Genomic DNA, 17,047 nt, shown 5'->3' on the forward strand with positions numbered 1-17,047 from the left:
GAAGCTCCGTCAGCAGCAGGGAATAAGCTCGGCGATCAGCGGTTCGCACAGCTCTGCCCTGCCCCCGCAGCAGTCCTTGACGAGGAACAGGGTGAGCGCCTTGAGCTGGTCGAGATCGGCGCGGTAGATGATATGGCGGCTGTGGCGCTCGGCTCGGACCAGACCGGCGCGAGCAAGTCCGGCGAGATGCGAGGACATCGTATTCTGGGGGATGTCGAGCTGGCGGGCGACGTCCCCGGCGGCGAGGCCGGCGGGCTCATGCCGCACCAGCAACCGGAAGGCGTCGAGCCGCGTACTTTGCGCCAGTGCGCCAAGAGCATCGATAGCAGAATCATTATCCATATATCGATATTATTGGATATATGGATTTCTTGCAACCGCCCTAAAGCCGAAAACAGCAAAAAGGCCCGGTGGCTGATGCCACCGGGCCTTTGCGGCTCTCAGAAAGGAATTTCGTCGTCATCCACCGAGCTGTCGTTGCCGCCCTGGCCGCCGCTCGCGGACTTGGCGCGGGTCAGGAAGGTCACCTCGTCGGCGATGATCTCGACACCGTAGCGTTCGATATTCTCGTTGTCGGTCCAGCGGGTGTAGTGGATGCGACCGCGCACCATCACCTTCATGCCCTTGTCGACATATTGTTCGACGGTCTTGCCGACGCCGTTGAAGCAGGTGATCCGGTGCCATTCAGTATCCTCGATCCGACGGCCATTATCGTCTTTGATGGTCTTGCCGTTGCTGTCCCGCTTGGGCCGCGAGGTCGCGAGGCTGAAGTGGGTGATCTTGGTGCCGCCCTGGGTGGTGCGGGCTTCCGGCGTGGCGCCGACATTGCCGGCGAGGATGACGAGGTTCTGCATGTCGAGGTTCCTTTTTGGGTGCCGAAGGGACCGTCCCTTCGACTGACCCCCGAAAAAGGCGGGCATGGGCGGTGCTTCCACCGGAGCGCGTCAGCAGCGCAGGGGAACCCCGACACAAGGGGTGGTGCGGGCAGCCGTGGCACACGGCAACTCGGCCCGAAGGGGAGCGGGTTGGAGGCACCGAGCGACCGACTTAGGGATCAGGTCAAAAAGAAGGGATGGTCGCTTAGGTTCTATGACACCAGGAACCGGTGCAGAAACCCCGCCCCACCGCTGCGACAATCTACGCCCCGCAGAGCCCTCATAACCGCTGAACGGCACATTCTCCCATTTCTGACCCGTCCCCAGCGAAGCGGCGATGCCCGGTACGAGAAAGGAGGTCATGGCTCTGTCGTCCGTGTTACGGCAGGGTCACCCCCGGCCTCAACGGGATCGGTGGAGCCCGTCTTCGACCAACGCGCAAGGCTGCCATTGGAGCGCCGGTTACGCGATCTGCGCCCGGATTACGGCAAGGAGATGGTCGACGCACACCGAGGCGTCCGTCACATCGAAAGGTGAAGCCCCGCCCCGGAACATCGCATCGATTTGATGGCGGCCATAGGCAGGCGAAAGAATAGCCGCGAGCTGCGGAAATTCCGGTGGGAAGCCCGACAGGCCCGTCGCCACGGCAAGCGCCAGGGCCTTTTCAAGGTCATGCCGAATATGGACGCGGTTCCAGTCGTCGGCATAGCCCGCCTTCATCAGATAGGCTTTGAGGCTAAGTTCGATCGCGATGGCCAGCGAATGCGCAGCGCTCGCCGGAGAGATCCTGACGCTTGCCGACGCGCCGCGGGCAAAGCCCGTGGCATTCTCCATGAAAATGTCGATCAGCACCGGATCGACATTTCCGGCGAAACGCCGCGCAGCGTCATCGAGCGTGGCGGCCGATAGCCCGAGCAGCCAGCGCGGTCCTCTGATATTGCGCAGATGGCGCAAATGCGCCGAACCGGGTTCATCGGCGTCGGTGCCGGCCGACCAGCGCAACAGCAACGCGGCCTTCCAGCAGCGCCCATGGCGCTGTCGGAATGCAAGCAGAGCGCGCAGTTCCTCATCATGCAGATCGCGCATCATCGTATCTCTCTCATTTGTGGCAAGGCGACGGCCGGCGCGGCGTGAGCAACGCGGATGGCTGGTGGACACTGAAATGGATCCGCGCTGCGGACACGACCGAAGGATTCCGGCGCTATTCAGCCAAACCAAACACGCCTCGGCATCCTCCCCTCTCGCTGGCGGGAATTCCGATGGGACAACCGTAAGCAGAGCCAAAAAAGGGCCGCCGGCAAACCGGCGGCCCGCGGCTTCAGCCCGCACCGCGACGAGCAGCTGAAGGAGGGCTTCCCAATGGGCCGCGACGATCAACGACCCGGAGTCCCCGAGCCTTGGCCTCGATGACAAGCCGCTCCGTCACGCCATTGCCCTGGAAGGCGATCACGAATCTCGGCTTGAGCGAGAGCATCTGCTCGTTGCGACGGAAGCCAGCGCGATCTCCGAGCTTGCGATCGAGGCCGAACCGCACCTGCTGGATGCCATTCTGCTCGGCCCAGGACGCTGCAAGCCGTTCGATACCCTTCATATCGCCGCCGTGTACGAGATACATGTCGCCGACATGGGCGCGAACCTTGTTGAGGGTCGCCAGCAGGTTGTCGGCGAACGTCTTCATATCCAAGTCGTTGGCGAAGGTGAGGCGGCCACCGGCGAACACAACGGGCGTACCCTGCGCGGTGTTGGCGTTCAAAGCCCGCTCGCGGCGCGCCCGCAGGAAGGCATGGCCGTCGACGATCCCGGCGGTGACACCGAGCGAAATGCGGTTGCCGGACGATGGCACCCACGATCTCCCGGTTTCCCGGATATAGTGCGCGGCGGCGACATCGCGCATGATTTCGAAGGCACCCGCGGATTCCTCGACCTTCTTGGCGAGATCGATCTTTTCCTCCAGATTGGCCGTGCTGATTTCGGAGCCGTCCTGTTCGGCGAGGAGCAAGCGAATGTCGTCGGTCAACCGGTCGACCAGCCCGTGTTTCTTGGCGGCGGCGCGGTGGAAGAGGTTCACCAGCCCCCAGCCCAGATCTTCGATGTCACGCTCGATCGATGTGTTGCTCATCGTTGTGAAGAGATCGCTCCAGATTGCGGTAACGGTCTGCTCCAGCGCCTCGGTTGGTGGCGGCGCCATGCCACTCAGGTCTTCAGCGCGGGGTTCGAGGTGCCCTAGCTCCAGTGCCGCGAGTGCGGCTGCAAGCGATGTGGACATGATAGCGAGCCTTTCTGTCTGTGCCGGCGGCCTCTCCGCCGGATGCGCATCCTCCGGGCGCTCGCAAAAGAGGGGCTGGCACCGAGGCACAGCCGAGGGAAACTCGCGAACAAGGGGTGGTGCGGGCAGCCGTGGCACACGGCAACTCGGCCCGCCGTTCGCGGGTTGCCAGCGCCTCGCGGGCGCCCATATGCAGCATCCTCTGGCGGGGAGGTGTCGTCACAGACCGGTTTTCGCTTTGTCCTCAGCCTGCGCCGTCGATCCGGAACGGGGGTATCTCCAATTCCGCCGCCGCGAGATGCGAGAGCACCGCCGCGTAGCTGCCGAGACCGCGCACCGTTTCCGCCGAGATTAGGATCTCGTCGTCGTCCGAGGCGCTGAAACTCCGAACGGTCGTGCCGTCAAAGACCACCCGCTCCGGGCCGAACGCCCCAGAAGCGCCGCCCGCCCAGCGGGCGAAGACAAGGGCATGATCGACACAGAAAGTCTCGATCGCTTCGAACCGGCCCCAGGCGACCTCATGGTCGGCCAGGTACAGGGGAACGCTCCGATCGAGATCGTCCGGGTCGAACGCGGTGCCCTCCCAATCCGTGAAGGCGCCGTCGCTCTCGACGGCAGCACAGAAGCCGGGAAGGAGGTCAGGGGACAGCGATCCGCCAATGCGGATCGCGACAGAAGCGCGATCGGCCATGAGAGTCTCCGTAGCTAGTGAGGGGGGTCAGCCTGCGGACTGACGACGGTGGAATGCGTCGAGCCAGCGCGCCATCGACATGCGCTGCTCGACCGGCTTGCAGGCTTGCGCCGCCTGGAACGCGACCAGCGCGAGCGGTGCATCCGCCACGATCCGATCAACTTCGCTCGGCGCGAGAAGGCCGTGCTGACGGATATAGGCGGTGATATTGCCCGGTCTCGGTATCGCCCCGCCTCGCCCGACAACGGGCTTGCGCCAGAGGCCATCGATCGTACGCAAGCGAGGTTTTGCGCGAGCCTCCATCAGAACGATGGTGCGCAGTTCATCCTTAGAAAGCGCATCCACTTCGTGCGGCCGCATCGCGGGACAGAAGAAACAGGAGGATTTGGGCGGTACAGGCAGGCCCGCACGCTCAATGCGTGCAATGCAATCCGCCCGGGTCCAGCCCAGTTCGCGAAGGGGATAACGATAGTCATAGCGTGGGTCGGCATATCCCTCGGCGTGCGCGTAGCGACGCTGATCGGCACTGGAACAGTCATAGCCGATCAGTTTGACGACACGTCCGCCTTCTCCCCAGCACCGTATCGCGGGTGCCCATTGCGCCGTCCATTTGTCCTGCGGCGCCACCTTCCATTTGAGCGAGCAAGACCCCCGCCCAAATGCCTTGGACGGCAGGGTGGCGTTGGTCAGCATGTTGGTGCCCAAGCTATCATAGGGCGGCCAATGCTTGAAATTTCGCGGTTCGTAGCGGACGATATCGGACGCCACATCGTGACGGTCCATCCAACGACGAAAGAGCGGGATGAACGCATAGGTATCGGTCTTTTCCGAACCGGTATCGGCAAACAACACCATATCGATCGGCTCACCTCGTTCGACGAGCTCGATGATCATGGCGGTGGAATCGACGCCAGCGCCCCAAGCCGCGATCACCGGCGCGCGCTCAACCATTCGTCGAGTCCTTCGGGACGATGGTTGGGTTGATAAGCCGGTATGCGCGCGTCCTGAGCTTCGCAATCCGGCACACGGCGCCGGTTATGGGATCGCGAAATAGCGGTGCCTTGCCCTTCGGATTGGCAATGACCGTGAAGCGGGCGCGATCCTCGCCGTCATTGAAACGGATGGACTCGTCGAAAACGATGGTCTGTCCCAGCTTCGGGACCGGCTTCGCGCGTTCTAGCTTGCGGCGAACAAGGTTGGCACGGCAGCGTGCGCGCCATTCGGAGGCATGGGCGTTGTCGGTCACGGTTAATTCATCGAGAATTGCAGCAGGGCAGTCGCTTTCGCACGGCCCCATCGTTTCCGTCATGTCTTTGTAGCCGAACGTGCAGCCATCGCGCGCGCCGGTGCTTTGTCTGGTCAGGCACACGACAGCGAAGACGGCCCGAGCGCCGGATGCCTCGATCCGTTCGCACGCCGCGTAATAGGTCGAACCGACCATCGAAGACGCGAGAACCGTGAGACGATGGTCCGCGTGCGCATAGGTGAACTGGTTGTCGAGATAGGAGCGCGGAGTGGCGTAGCCACCCATATCGCGCATGAAGAGCCAACCCATGAGAGATCTCCTGCTATTGCGGGGTTCAGGCGGCAGCCGCGAAACGCGCCGCGCCGATATCGCCGAGCATGCCGGCAAGCCTGCGCTGGAACGCGGCCACGTCGAGTAACTCGGTGATCGGCGAGCGGTGGGCCTTGCCGATCTCCTGCCCGTCGCGACAGCGGCTGATCGATACCTCGCAGTCCGGAAGAAAGCCGCGCGGGACCACGCGAACGACGAGATCCGCGTGGCGCAACTCCGTTGTGCCGTCTTCGTGATCGGCACCCATCACGGTGTTGATACGAGCGTCGTCCGCATCGAGGCCGATTGCTGTCGCTAGACGTGTAAGCGCGCGGCGCGCCTGATAGTGGAAGGTCCGTTTGGCGTGGTAGTTTCCGCCGACGCTCTTTCCGGCAATGTCGAGTAGCGCTGGTGCGGCGTCGACCGCTAGGCGATCTGCTTCGCAACGAAGGCGAAGGGCGGCCGCGCTGGGCGCATCGCGTTCGGCAACGTCTGCCAGATGGCGGATGAGGAGAAGGGTTGCCGCGTCGCTGGCAACAGGCTTGCCAGCACGCTGACAGTCGTCGACGGCGGCGTTGAGGGCGTGGAGTGCCGCCGGCAGATGGTCCAGACCGGCGGGGGAAAGGGCCTGATTGTGGCGGTAGAGCGTATCGTAGAACATGGGAGCCTCCTTCTGAGCGCTCTGGCGCGCTCAAAAGGCCGAAGGCGTCCTCTCCTCCCCCCTCCTTGCGGCGGCGGAGCGCTACGGCGAACCGGCGGGAGGCGCCGGGGTCGAGGCAGGCGACCGCCGCGATCATGCTGCTTCACGGATCTGTTCCTGGACTTCGTCCGACGTGGCGAGGCCAGTTGCGCGGAGCAGAAAGACGGTCGCTGCTTCGGCTTTTGCCGCAGCCGTCATGATGGCGCGGGAATCCTTGCGCAGCACCGCGAGCCACGAGCCGATATACGCTGCATGATCGTCGATATGGGCGGTCGGGAGGCCAAGATCCGCGCCGAGCAGGGCGGATGTCATCTCGGCGCAAAGCTCTTCGAACGCATAGGCGTTGTCGCCGAATTTCCTGCCAAACTCTCGGTTGAGTCGGTCAGGGTGGCCGGTCCAATGCCCTGCCTCATGCGCCAACGTCGAAGCGAAATACGCGCGGGTGGAAAACAACGCGACGGGCGGCATCGTGATGCTGTCGGCAACGCGGTCGTAGTAGGCGCGATCGCCGCGCTGGTGAACCCTCGCCGGAAGGGCATCGAGGAAGCGCTGCGCGCGATCCGGTAGCGCGTCGTCGGGGGCGACGACGCTGACGGGGCGTGGATAAAACTTCTCGGGCAGCCCATCAATCTGATCGGCATTGAAGACGGCGTAGGATCGCAGCACGCGGCGCATTTCGTCCGTAGCATCGCCAGTAACGGGCGACTCGACGGTCTTGCTGTAGGATTTGTAGAAGATGGCGATTTGCGACCGCTCGCCTTCGCGGACCTGGCCGCCCAGCGCCTGCGACTGCTTGTAGGTCATCCAGGTGCGCGAACGATAGCCGGCGCTTTCGGCGCAGAGCCACAGCCAGAAACAATTGATGCCCTTATACGGGTCGCCGGTCGCGCGAAGGGGACGGCCGCCAAGGCCAGGCCGCCACGGCTTCACCCAAGGGCGTACGCCGGATTCGAGTTTGTCGATAATCGCGTTTGTGATGGTGTCGGCGGGCGACGGTTTATCGGCGGTCTTTGCCACGGCAAGTTCTCCTGATCTGGAAGAGGCGAGCCCGGACCAGCATCCTCTCCTCAGAAAGGCTGCCGTCGGGGCACAAAAGGAGGGGCGACACTCCGCGAAGAGTGCCGCCCCCAAGTCGCCTCGAACCGTGCAAGCAGGCGTCACGCCGCCTCGCTCAAATCCTCCTGACCGTCGTGCGTCGCGTCATCAGGGTCGGACTCGTCGTCACCATCGTCGTCGGGATCGACATCGTCGGCCTCGTCGATGAAGGTCGAGCGCAGCGCGATGGTCTCGGGCTTTTCGATGGCGTCGAAGCGCATGGCATCCGGCAGCCAGGCCGCCGCCTTTTCGCGGACTTCGGCCTCGACGATCCCCTGTCCGTTGCAGAGCGAGGCGCAGGTTGCGGCAAGGTCGCCCTTCTTGGCGTCCTTGTATCGCCCGCGCAGGATCGGCCCGCCGATGGCCTCGAGCGCGTCGAGCATGACGTCTTTTTTGACGCGGCCGAAGAAGTTTTCAGCCGTGGGGCGCCACCAATGCTCGACCTGAATGTCGAGCGCGCGACCAAGATGGTCATGGAACCCATTGGACCGTCCGCCCTCGGGAACGTTCAGGCTCGGCTCCAGCGTGCGTGCGATCGAGAAGGCCACCCAACTGCCGCGGGCCTCGTCGTCGAGCGCACGAAAGGCATCGAAACGTTCGGACATGGTCTTATGACCGGCCCAGCTCGTATCGAGACGCTGGCGCTGATCCTCGATGGCCTGCGACGCCATCGATCCTTCGTCGCGGAAGCCGAAGATCGGGAATTGGGCGCCGCTGGACTTGAGCGTCGAGTGGTTGCGGGCGTAGTTCTGCTCGAAGACGACATTCTGCGCCATCAGGAAGATGGTGAGGTCCAGCGCCATCGCCGGATCACTGGCGATGTGAGCGACGAGGATCTGCCGGCGCTGGGTCGCCAGCTCGTCAATCAGCGTAGCGCTGAGTTTGGGTCCATGATCGATGTCGTCGGCGCCGTCGTCACCATTGGCACCGCCCATCACCTTGGGCGGAGCATTCGGATCGACAACCGGCTTCTCACTGAACATGCGGGTGTGAACGCGGGCTTCGCCATCGCCACCGATATAAACGAACGTCCCGATCTGCGCCCGGACCGCCGGATCGATCTCGCGACGGGATTCCTCGATGCTTTCAAGTTCCCGTTCGATTTCGTCGAGACGATCGTTCGCGACCTCGGCTTCCGCCGTCCCATCGGTCAGTTCGCCTTCAAGCTGCTCGACGAGTTGGTCATTCTCGGCAGAAAGCGCTTCGACGCGCGCGCTTTCCGCTTCGCTAAGCGGCCGCGCGGGCGCGTGAAACTCATGAAGCTGACGCTCGAGATCGTAGGGAACGTGGGTGGCCGCAATCGGCGTCACGAATGCGAGGCCCTCGGCCTGCGCGAGTTCGGCGGCGGCCGCCTCCAGCTTTTTGCCGGCAAGATCTTCAAGAAGATCGACGTCGATCCAGTTCTCGTCCCCCTCGGCGGCAAAGAGATCACCCTCGATGCGGCCGCCTGCGGCGACATAGGCATCGCGACCGATGAACCGCGCCTTGGCATCGTTCGCCTTGATCGTCCCGTTGAGGATCGCACGCCGGATGTTGTCGGGCTGATCGCCATAATAGGAGGTACTCATCTGTGCGAACACGCGAGCCTGACGATCGATGTCGCTCGTCACGGCATAGGCCTGAGCGACCCCCAGGGTGATTTCGCCGGCGGCGAGAGCCTGGAACACGCTTGGTGCAAGCTCGGCAAGCCGGACCCGCTGCTCGACGAAGCGGGTGGTGACGCCCTGTCGCTTGGCAACGTCCTCGGCGGTCATCCCCTTCTGGATGAGGAAGTTGAACGCGGTGCTTTCATCCGCCGGGTTCATCGGAACGCGCTGGAAATTCTCGGTGAGGCTCGCCTCGACCGAGTTGTCGTCGTCGGTAAGGACGAGGACGGGCACGACATGGTCGACCGGCAGAATGCCCTGCTCGATCAGGCTCTGGAGTGCGCGCAGCCGGCGCCCGCCCGCCTTGACGGTGAAATGGCCCGCTTTCTTGAGCGGGGTAACGATGAGGTTCTGCAACAAGCCTTGCGTTGCGATGCTGGCGGCTAGGGCGTCGATACCGGCGTCACGGCTCGATTTGCGGACATTGTCCTTCGACAGCGAGAGGTTCTTGACCTTCACGGACTGGATCATCTTTCGTCTCCATCTGGAACTGGCGCGCCGCCTCGACGGTCACGCGAGCCTGCTCATCAGGCCCACAAAGCCGAAGGCCCCCTCCCCTCTCCTGCACTGGGCGCGGAGAGAGGACCTCGATCGTCAGGCGGCGATGCGCTCGATGACGGCAGCGGCATTCGCGACGGGAACGAACATCCGCGTCCTGTGCTGGATGATGTCGGTAAAACAGCCGGCCGCCTTGAGTTCGGCAAGCCGCGTGTGCGGCCAATCGAGCAGTTCGAGGCGCTGCTGCCCGGCGACCAGGCTGCGCTTGAGCCGGTAGGCTCCGACGGACGATATCTCGCCGCTGGTCATCACATGCTTTGCGGTATCGTCGCCTGACACGGTGATGGCGGCGTTGATCCCGAAGGCGTCCGCGAGCTTCGACACCAGCGGTGCAGGAACGATCCGGCCGAGGAAGGACTGGCCGTCATCGGTGTTCAGGCGCCAGACCTGAACATGATCGTCGGGCAAGCGATCCCAGACCGGCAGGAGCAGGCCCGCGACCAGATAGAGCGTGCTGGTGCGGGTCTTGTCCCGCATCTCCTCGACCTCAGCCTGCCACAGCGCCGAAAATTCCTCCTCGCTGGTCTCTTCCCACATTGTTTCGAGCAGCAAATCCTGCCGCATCCGCTCGGAACGGGTCGGCCGAACCAGCTCGTAGCGGCGAACGATCTCACCATCGTCATCGGTGAGCGAATAGGTGCTGCACCGGATCGCGGCCCTGCCGGACTTGCGATTGACGATCGGGCGCGCGTCATCGCCCAGGATACGCAACGCACGGTCGAGCGGGATCGGCTTGTAGCGCTCTTCCGTTTCGAGGCGCAGAATCTCCGTTTCTGCGCCGCTGGTCTGGTCGCGCCGGATTACCGTGCGATCGAGGATCGTAATGCGTTCGGCATTGATGCTCTCGACGCCAAGATCGAGCGTGCCAGCTTCGCGCGCCGCTTCGATCCGGGCCTCAATCAGGCCGAGATATTCATCAAAGATCGCATTCTGCAGCGCGATGCGCAGCGCGAGAATACGATTGAGCCAGCGCTGGATGGGCGGCAACTCCTCCTTCAGCCCGCCGCCTTCGCCCTCGAGCTCAAGTCCGGTCAGCGTCTGGAATTCGCCAAGTGTGGTCGAGCGCAGTTTACCGTCGGCAAGCAGGCGGAACCATGTTTCGAGGGATTCCTTGGCATAGTCGCTTTCAAGATTGTCCCGCGGGTCGAACAGACCTTGGCCGCCTGTCTGACGCTGACCCCGCGTCAGGGCACCAAGGCTATCGAGGCGGCGGGCAATCGTCGAGATGAAGCGCCGCTCGCCGCGGCAGTCGGTCGATACCGGACGGAACAGCGGCGCGGTTGCCTGGTGCGTGCGATGTGTGCGGCCGAGACCCTGGATGGCCGCGTCAGCGCGCCAACCGGGCTCGAGCAGATAGTGGTTGCGGCGCGACTGGTTCTCGGCGGTGAGACTCGCGTGATAGCTCCGCCCAGTGCCGCCTGCATCGGAGAAGATCAGGATCTTCTTCTCGTTCCGCATGAAGGCGTCGGTCTCGACAAGGTTTGTTCGCGGCGAACGGCTCTCGATACGCTGGCGACCGTGCGCGTCGATGACGATGCGCCGGCTGCGTCCCGTCACCTCGGCGACGGCATCGATCCCGAAATGCCCGATGATATGATCAAGGGCGGACCCCACGATCGGCAGGGAGCAAAACCGCTCGACGAGATTGTCGCGCATTTCGAGCGCTTCCTGGCTGAAGATGGGACGCCCGTCCTCGTCGGACATCGGCTCGGACCGCGTCTTGCCGGTGTCATCGACGAAGGTCTTCATCTGACGGACGGGGAAGGCGGCCGTGAGATAGGACATGACGAACTCTTTGGGTGAAAGCTCGATGTCGAGATTCGCCCGGTCCTCGGCGTTCAGCGCGGCCAGTGCCCGGTTGAGCATCGCCTCGGACGTCGAGACGAGCTGGATCACGACGCTCTCGCCCCGGGCCAGATCCGCTCTGATCGCCGGGATCAGCGAGGGCAGCTTCATGCCGATCAGGATCTGGCCGAAGAACCGCTGCTTGGTGGATTCGAAGATCGACAGCGCAGCGGCCTTCGCGCCGCTGTTGTAGGTGTCGTTGGAGAAACTGTCCGTCACCCGGGTGGCATCGAGCGCGGTGCGCAAATTGGCGTGGATGATCGCCCACGCATCAGCATAGGCGTCATAGACCTCGACCTGATCGGGCGTCAGGCGATGTTCGAGGATGTCATATTCGACACCAGCGAAACTGAGCGCCCTGGCGACATAGAGGCCCTGCATTTTCAGGTCGCGGGCGATCAATTCCATCGCCGCGATCCCGCCACGTCGCAGACTGTCGACGAATGCGCGGCGATCGGCGAAGGCGGTGGTCGGACCCCACAGGCCAAGCCGGGTGGCATAAGCGAGATTGTTGACGTCCGACGCGCCGGTTGCCGACACGTACAGGACGCGGGCACGGGGCAGCAGGTTCTGCAAGCGCACGCCGGCGATGCCTTGATCGGATCCGTCCTTGGTGCCGAAACGGCCTTCGCCGCCGGCGACACCCGCCATTTCGTGCGCCTCGTCGAACACCATCATGCCGTCGAAATCATCGCCGACCCAGTCGAGGATCTGCTGAAGGCGAGTGCCCTTGTCCCCCCGGTTGGAGCGGAGCGTCGCATAGGTGAGGAAGAGCACACCCTCGGCCGCGCCGATCGGCGTGCCCAGCTTCCACTGGTTGAGATGCTGGATGTCGAGCGTAAGACCGCCGACCGCGGTCCAGTCGCGACGTGCATCCTCCAGCAGTGTCTCGGTCTTGGATATCCAGATGTGCTTGCGGCGCCCGCGCAGCCACTGGTCGAGGATGATGGCGGCAACCTGACGGCCCTTGCCGGCACCCGTGCCGTCGCCAAGGAAGAATCCGGTCCGGTAAGGGCGACCGTCCTTGTCCGGCGTGAGCGACAATCCTTCCTCGGCCGCCTTGAACAGACCGGAGATGTCGCGCTCGAAAGCGTCCCCGGCGTAGATCAGCGTTTCGAGCTGAGCGTCGGACAGCACCCGGTTGTCTACTACACCGGCCGGCAGCTTCGGAACGTAAGACGGCCGCGGTGCCGTAATCGAGCCCATGGCGATCGATTCCACCAGAGCGGTCGGATGCGGGGATGCACAGGGAATGGCGATGCGGCTCGGCCTGTACGGCAAGTAAACACCGACCGCCTCGCCAGTAGGTACGGGTTCGGCAAAGACGTCGTAACCGATATCAAGCGCGCTGAGAGACTGGGCGGCCGTCGCGATGGGGGCCGAAAGCCGGGGCCTGCTCGAAAGACCGCCAAGCAGGGATGCGCGCGCACGGGTTGGTGCAAGGCGCGCTGGGGAGAGTCGCGGTGTTTCCGTGACGCTGGCGGCGGAAATGATGATCGTCGCGAGCGCTTCAGGGAGTGAGTTGCACCGAACGATAGCGACGTCATCCTGGAAGCCTTTTTCCAGAACAATGAGCTTCACGATCTGGCTGGTGCCATGTTTGGCATAGGCATTGGCGGGCAGTTCGACGTGGAGCGTGATCGCACAGCCCTCGGTCGCCTTCGCCCAGGCGCGGCTCGATGTATCCACGCGATCGGGAAGGATCGCGGCGCAGCGCCCCCCGGCATCAAGCCGTTTCAGGGCGGCGCGCAAGTGGCGGAACGCGGCAAGCGGGTCGGCATGTCGACCGATGCTGCGAGAAAAGGGCGGGTTGATGAGCACGGCGGTGGGGCGGATCGACAGCGGCAGCAGATCGTCGATGAGTTCGCCGTCATGGCGACTGACCGGTGCGGTGGGGAATGCTGCCTGGAGCATGTCAGCGCGCGCCGGATCGATCTCGTTGAGGACAAGCTTGGCGCCAGCGCGCGCGGCGAAAACGGCGAGGAGCCCGGTGCCGGCGGAGGGCTCCAGGACGGTATCGGCTGTGGTGATGCGGACGGCCAGTGCGGCAAGGTAGCCAATCGCGGCCGGTGTCGAAAATTGCTGGAGTTCGATCTGTTCTTCGCTGCGCACAGTATGCGTCGGCAGGGATGCGGTGAGTGCGGTCAGGGCCGCAAGACATTCGGCGGGCTCTTGCGACAGGTCAAGCGTGGCGAGGTGCAGAACTTGGGCCAGCTCCAGAACATCATAGGCATCGCGGAGTGACCAACGCCCGTCAGCAGCAGTTGAACCATACGCGGCTTCCATCGCCCGGAGCAGGCCAGGTCGGTCCACGCTGTCGCCTTTGCGCAGCTCGGCATAGACCGCGTTTGCGGCGGTAATGGATGGTTCGGTAAAATCGAGTTCGAGAGCAGCGGCTGAGGTGCGCATTGTAGGCCTCCATTGCATCGTCCGGTGCCCATCACCGGATCAACAAGCCGGAGGCCTCCTCTCCTCTCGTCAGTGGGAGTGGAGTTGGATCACGGTGCGAGGAATGGCGTTGCGGGCAAGCCGATCGCGCAGAGCATCGTTCCAGTCGTCATGCTCTGATGGGAGCCACTCCTCGACCCTTCGTCCGTTGGCACTGAGGTGCTCCCCTGCCCTCTTCAGGCAAATCTTCGCCGCCTTGTTCCGCTGACCGAACACGATGACGCGCTTTACATGGGGCGGTATGCCGACATGGGCATAGCGCTCGGCACCGAGCACAGCCCAAACCGGCAATTGAAACCAGTCGATGGCGGACAGGGCATCTTCGATCCCTTCGGCGATGCCCAGAACGTCATCCGGCTCACCAAACCGCACGCTGCCCGAGCCAAGCTGGCCCAGCGCCAGCTTAGGTTTGTGGAAGGGGCGCCGCAAAATGTCGGTGGAATCAAGGAAGGTCCGGTGGACCGCGACCAGGCCAAGCTCATTTCTCACGGCTGCGATCATTGCGGGATGGCTGTGCCGATCCTTCCCCTTCCCTATGATCGTTTGCGGATTGAAGCGAAGGTCAGGCGTGGGCGCATAAAGACCCCGAGCATGAAGATAGGCTTCAGCCGGTGTGCCGGCGATGGGTATGCTGCGCTGCCATAATGACCGGGCCAAACCGCTCAGATCGCGTGAGGGCGCGCGCGGTTCGACATGGACCGGCTCTCGATCGTGCAAACCCTGACGATCGAGAGCCTTGAGGATATCGGTCGATGTGCATCCCGCAAAACATTTGAACAGGATCGCCTTGGTGCCGAGGCGGACCGAAAGACTGGGGGAATGATCGTCATGGGCGGGGCAACGGCACTCTCCGCGCGATCCAGACCAGCGTCCGCCCAGGCTCTCAACGATCTGCTTGGCGCGAACCGCCGCGTCGATGGTGGCTGGCATAAGCGAAACTCCTATCGAAAATTTAGGTTCGCTCGCGCATGCCCCCTCCCCTCTTGCCCGATCGGCGCTGCCTCCTACGGCCTATGCCGCCTTCGCCGCGAGCACACCGAACTCTTCGACGATCCGGTCGGTCGTGTAGTGGGTGGTGCCGTCGCGCTCGTAGGATGTGTCTCGGAGGCGTCCGGCGATCCGCACTAGATCGCCAACCTGGGCCTTCTCATCGATATATTTGCGCTGGCCGTCGCTGAAAATGACGACGCGGTTCCAGTAGCTGTCCTCGATCCACTGGTCGCCCTCTCCGCGGCGGCGATAGTTCGCGCATACCGAGATGTTCGTGACCTTAGGCTTGGCGTCGATCTCACCGATCCGTCCGATGATCTCGAATTTGGCAAAATTGATCATGCGAGCTCCTCACTGCGTCTGCCCAGCGGCGACGAGCGGTGGTTCAGCTGCTGTCGGGTCGCCGAGATCTCGTCGCTGGGCGGACCTGCCAAGGATCGAGACCGGGATGCTATCGTGGAACACCGGTCAGGCGGTATCCCCCCAGCAAGGGGGGAGTATCGGTTATGCTGTCCGACCTACAGGGTCAGCGAATCGCCTGCTTGTTCTTTTAGAATCAATCTAAAACAACGCCGCTGCTCGCAGCGGAAGGATTCATGATTCTAAGTGATTCAGATTCGGGGCCGAAAAGACATGCAATTTCAATGATCTGCCGCGTTTGCCCTGACCGCACGGGGGATTTTGCCTGACCTGGCGGGGGCGTCATCCTGACCGGTCGGGGGTAGATAGCTGACCTATTGGGGCTATCCTGACCGATTGGGGGCAATGTCTCTTGGCGGCCCCGTGCTCGCGAATAATGTCATTCTGCCGCGTTTATCGAGCATCAGCGAGCCGAAAACGGGTGGAACGCGAATCGTACTGCGACTCGGCAGAATCCGAGGGCTTTTGTAAGAGTGTCACCCGGTTCTAACCTGACCGGACGGGGGCGGCAGAAAGTGTTTCTGCCTGTCCTGCCTTGACGAGAGAGGACAGGTCAGGCAGCAATTAGGCGAATCTGCCAATACGCGCTCGGCCTATATGACATGGAACATGCGGAAAATCTAAGCGCCGATGTAGCGCAAGAGGCGCAGGCCGATTCGGCGCCGGGCCGTGCCATGCGAGTCGCGGCGGCTTTGCAAGCGAAGGGTGGCGAGGAGTTCGCCAAACCCGGCAGCATCGTTGAGATCAAATTCGTGAAAGGCCAGTCGCTCAGCCTGACGGCGTCGCGATTGCTCGCCTTGATGATTCTGACCGCAGGCGGGGATGCCTGGCAGGACCGGCCGCATCGGATGCGCAAGGCCGATATTCGCCGCGGTCATAAGGGAAATGAACGTATCTCCGACATGCTGGAGGAACTTCACCGGACCTTGTTTGCGATCGACGACCGGTCCTGGCGCGGCAAGAAAGCGACGCTTCGTTTTTCGCTGATCTCGTCGTCTCGCGAAGAGGCGGAAGATACAGACGGCGCGGATGCGGGTTGGATCGAATGGGAGTTTACGCCTGATGCGCGCAAGCTCATCCAGGAATCCGAGAGCTATGCCGTTCTTAATCGGCAGGCGGTGCTGGGCTTCCGATCGAGCTATGCGCTCAAACTCTATGAGATTGGATCGCTGCGGCTCCATCGCCGGCAGTCAACCTGGAAGGGCGATATGGCAGCGCTGCGTGCAGCGCTCGGAATATCACCTGAGGTGTATAAGGATTTCGCGCAACTCCGTCGCAAGGTGCTCGAAAAGGCAAAGGCCGAGATCGACCAACTGGCTCACTTCCGAGTCGAGTGGAAGGAGATACGACAGGGCCGGACGGTGACCGAGATCGAGTTCCGTTTTGAACCGAAGGATGCGCCAGCGCAGATCGCGACCGTCGATGAGATTGAGCGGCACTCGACGGGGCGCAAGGCGCGCCGGGAAGGGGCAGTAGAGACGGTCGCCGAGACGGTGGAAGTGGGATCGCTCGTGAAGGCCACCATCAGCGCGCTCGTCGCGCCAGAGAAGAGTTCGGAGATCGTCTTTCCGCAAGGAACGATCCGGTTCAACGCGGAAGGCTTGGCCGCGATTGCCCGGTCGCATGGGGGCGGATGGGATATTGATCTCATCGCCGACGCCTATCGCCAGCAGATGGGCGACCGCCTGGCGAAGCTCAAGGGCGCGAAGCTGACGAGTTCTTGGACGGGTTTTTGCGAGAGTTTCGTTGCTCGAAGGGGCCGCCCATAAGCGAAATTGCACCGGTGCAATTTCGTCGTGCCCCCACCGAGTCAGGATGCCACGCCCGAAAGGCGATCGTCAGCCATTTTCGCCGCCATTGCCGTCGCCAGCATAGCTCTACTTTCGAAATAGCGCTTCTGTTTGACGAAAAAGCGCAAGTAGCGCTACTATGCCCCGAGTTTCGCAAAGGGGCGCCCT

At 63.0% G+C, this 17,047-nt stretch carries 14 protein-coding genes; 1 reads left to right on the top strand and 13 read right to left on the bottom strand.

All coding sequences use genetic code 11. The features are described 5' to 3' along the window. Positions 1–9 precede the first annotated feature (9 nt). From HRJ34_RS29030 to HRJ34_RS29090, 13 genes are all read right to left on the bottom strand, one after another. Positions 10–342: an ArsR/SmtB family transcription factor gene (locus HRJ34_RS29030; protein ID WP_024020061.1), complete on the bottom strand. Its 333-nt coding sequence runs from the start codon at positions 340–342 to the stop codon at positions 10–12. Between the two features lie 98 nt (positions 343–440). After that, positions 441–854, bottom strand: coding sequence for a single-stranded DNA-binding protein (locus HRJ34_RS29035; protein WP_024020060.1), 414 nt, complete (start codon positions 852–854; stop codon positions 441–443). Between the two features lie 483 nt (positions 855–1,337). Continuing rightward, positions 1,338–1,964: a hypothetical protein gene (locus HRJ34_RS29040; protein ID WP_226949250.1), complete on the bottom strand. Its 627-nt coding sequence runs from the start codon at positions 1,962–1,964 to the stop codon at positions 1,338–1,340. A 229-nt stretch (positions 1,965–2,193) separates the two neighbouring features. Continuing rightward, positions 2,194–3,141: a DUF2493 domain-containing protein gene (locus tag HRJ34_RS29045; RefSeq protein WP_011950787.1), complete on the bottom strand. Its 948-nt coding sequence runs from the start codon at positions 3,139–3,141 to the stop codon at positions 2,194–2,196. A gap of 244 nt (positions 3,142–3,385) precedes the next feature. After that, the gene (locus HRJ34_RS29050; RefSeq protein WP_208634656.1) at positions 3,386–3,832 is read right to left on the bottom strand and encodes a hypothetical protein; all 447 of its coding nucleotides are present in this window, start codon (positions 3,830–3,832) and stop codon (positions 3,386–3,388) included. Positions 3,833–3,859: 27 nt separating this feature from the next. Further along, positions 3,860–4,783, bottom strand: coding sequence for a hypothetical protein (locus HRJ34_RS29055; RefSeq protein ID WP_208634657.1), 924 nt, complete (start codon positions 4,781–4,783; stop codon positions 3,860–3,862). Next, on the bottom strand, positions 4,776–5,387 hold the full coding sequence (locus HRJ34_RS29060; protein WP_208634658.1) for a DUF6927 domain-containing protein: 612 nt from the start codon (positions 5,385–5,387) through the stop codon (positions 4,776–4,778). Before HRJ34_RS29060 ends, HRJ34_RS29055 begins: the two co-directional genes overlap by 8 nt. Before the next feature lie 25 nt (positions 5,388–5,412). Then, complete coding sequence (locus tag HRJ34_RS29065) at positions 5,413–6,048, bottom strand: hypothetical protein (protein ID WP_208634659.1); 636 nt, start codon at positions 6,046–6,048, stop codon at positions 5,413–5,415. Between the two features lie 132 nt (positions 6,049–6,180). Continuing rightward, positions 6,181–7,104 carry an ArdC family protein gene (locus tag HRJ34_RS29070; protein WP_208634660.1) on the bottom strand — a complete coding sequence of 308 codons (924 nt, stop codon included), beginning with the start codon at positions 7,102–7,104 and terminating at the stop codon, positions 6,181–6,183. Between the two features lie 140 nt (positions 7,105–7,244). Further along, positions 7,245–9,299, bottom strand: coding sequence for a ParB/RepB/Spo0J family partition protein (locus HRJ34_RS29075; RefSeq protein ID WP_208634661.1), 2,055 nt, complete (start codon positions 9,297–9,299; stop codon positions 7,245–7,247). 123 nt (positions 9,300–9,422) lie between these two features. Next, on the bottom strand, positions 9,423–13,640 hold the full coding sequence (locus HRJ34_RS29080; protein ID WP_208634662.1) for a strawberry notch-like NTP hydrolase domain-containing protein: 4,218 nt from the start codon (positions 13,638–13,640) through the stop codon (positions 9,423–9,425). A gap of 69 nt (positions 13,641–13,709) precedes the next feature. Beyond that, positions 13,710–14,609, bottom strand: a complete 900-nt coding sequence (locus HRJ34_RS29085) for a DUF7146 domain-containing protein (RefSeq protein ID WP_208634663.1) — start codon at positions 14,607–14,609, stop codon at positions 13,710–13,712. 81 nt (positions 14,610–14,690) lie between these two features. Further along, complete coding sequence (locus HRJ34_RS29090; RefSeq protein ID WP_021243468.1) at positions 14,691–15,011, bottom strand: single-stranded DNA-binding protein; 321 nt, start codon at positions 15,009–15,011, stop codon at positions 14,691–14,693. A 752-nt stretch (positions 15,012–15,763) separates the two neighbouring features. Between HRJ34_RS29090 and HRJ34_RS29095 the strand changes: the two genes are divergently transcribed. Beyond that, positions 15,764–16,858, top strand: a complete 1,095-nt coding sequence (locus tag HRJ34_RS29095) for a replication initiation protein (protein WP_208634715.1) — start codon at positions 15,764–15,766, stop codon at positions 16,856–16,858. The last annotated feature ends 189 nt before the right edge of the window (positions 16,859–17,047 follow it).

This window comes from Rhizorhabdus wittichii, from assembly GCF_017607425.1.
Lineage (GTDB): Bacteria > Pseudomonadota > Alphaproteobacteria > Sphingomonadales > Sphingomonadaceae > Rhizorhabdus > Rhizorhabdus wittichii.

Bases quoted from the DNA above. Each gene is read 5' to 3' on its own strand.
- HRJ34_RS29030 (WP_024020061.1), bottom strand. From the start codon at position 342: ATGGATAATGATTCTGCTATCGATGCTCTTGGCGCACTGGCGCAAAGT.
- HRJ34_RS29035 (WP_024020060.1), bottom strand. From the start codon at position 854: ATGCAGAACCTCGTCATCCTCGCCGGCAATGTCGGCGCCACGCCGGAA.
- HRJ34_RS29040 (WP_226949250.1), bottom strand. From the start codon at position 1,964: ATGATGCGCGATCTGCATGATGAGGAACTGCGCGCTCTGCTTGCATTC.
- HRJ34_RS29045 (WP_011950787.1), bottom strand. From the start codon at position 3,141: ATGTCCACATCGCTTGCAGCCGCACTCGCGGCACTGGAGCTAGGGCAC.
- HRJ34_RS29050 (WP_208634656.1), bottom strand. From the start codon at position 3,832: ATGGCCGATCGCGCTTCTGTCGCGATCCGCATTGGCGGATCGCTGTCC.
- HRJ34_RS29055 (WP_208634657.1), bottom strand. From the start codon at position 4,783: ATGGTTGAGCGCGCGCCGGTGATCGCGGCTTGGGGCGCTGGCGTCGAT.
- HRJ34_RS29060 (WP_208634658.1), bottom strand. From the start codon at position 5,387: ATGGGTTGGCTCTTCATGCGCGATATGGGTGGCTACGCCACTCCGCGC.
- HRJ34_RS29065 (WP_208634659.1), bottom strand. From the start codon at position 6,048: ATGTTCTACGATACGCTCTACCGCCACAATCAGGCCCTTTCCCCCGCC.
- HRJ34_RS29075 (WP_208634661.1), bottom strand. From the start codon at position 9,299: ATGATCCAGTCCGTGAAGGTCAAGAACCTCTCGCTGTCGAAGGACAAT.
- HRJ34_RS29080 (WP_208634662.1), bottom strand. From the start codon at position 13,640: ATGCGCACCTCAGCCGCTGCTCTCGAACTCGATTTTACCGAACCATCC.
- HRJ34_RS29085 (WP_208634663.1), bottom strand. From the start codon at position 14,609: ATGCCAGCCACCATCGACGCGGCGGTTCGCGCCAAGCAGATCGTTGAG.
- HRJ34_RS29090 (WP_021243468.1), bottom strand. From the start codon at position 15,011: ATGATCAATTTTGCCAAATTCGAGATCATCGGACGGATCGGTGAGATC.
- HRJ34_RS29095 (WP_208634715.1), top strand. From the start codon at position 15,764: ATGCGAGTCGCGGCGGCTTTGCAAGCGAAGGGTGGCGAGGAGTTCGCC.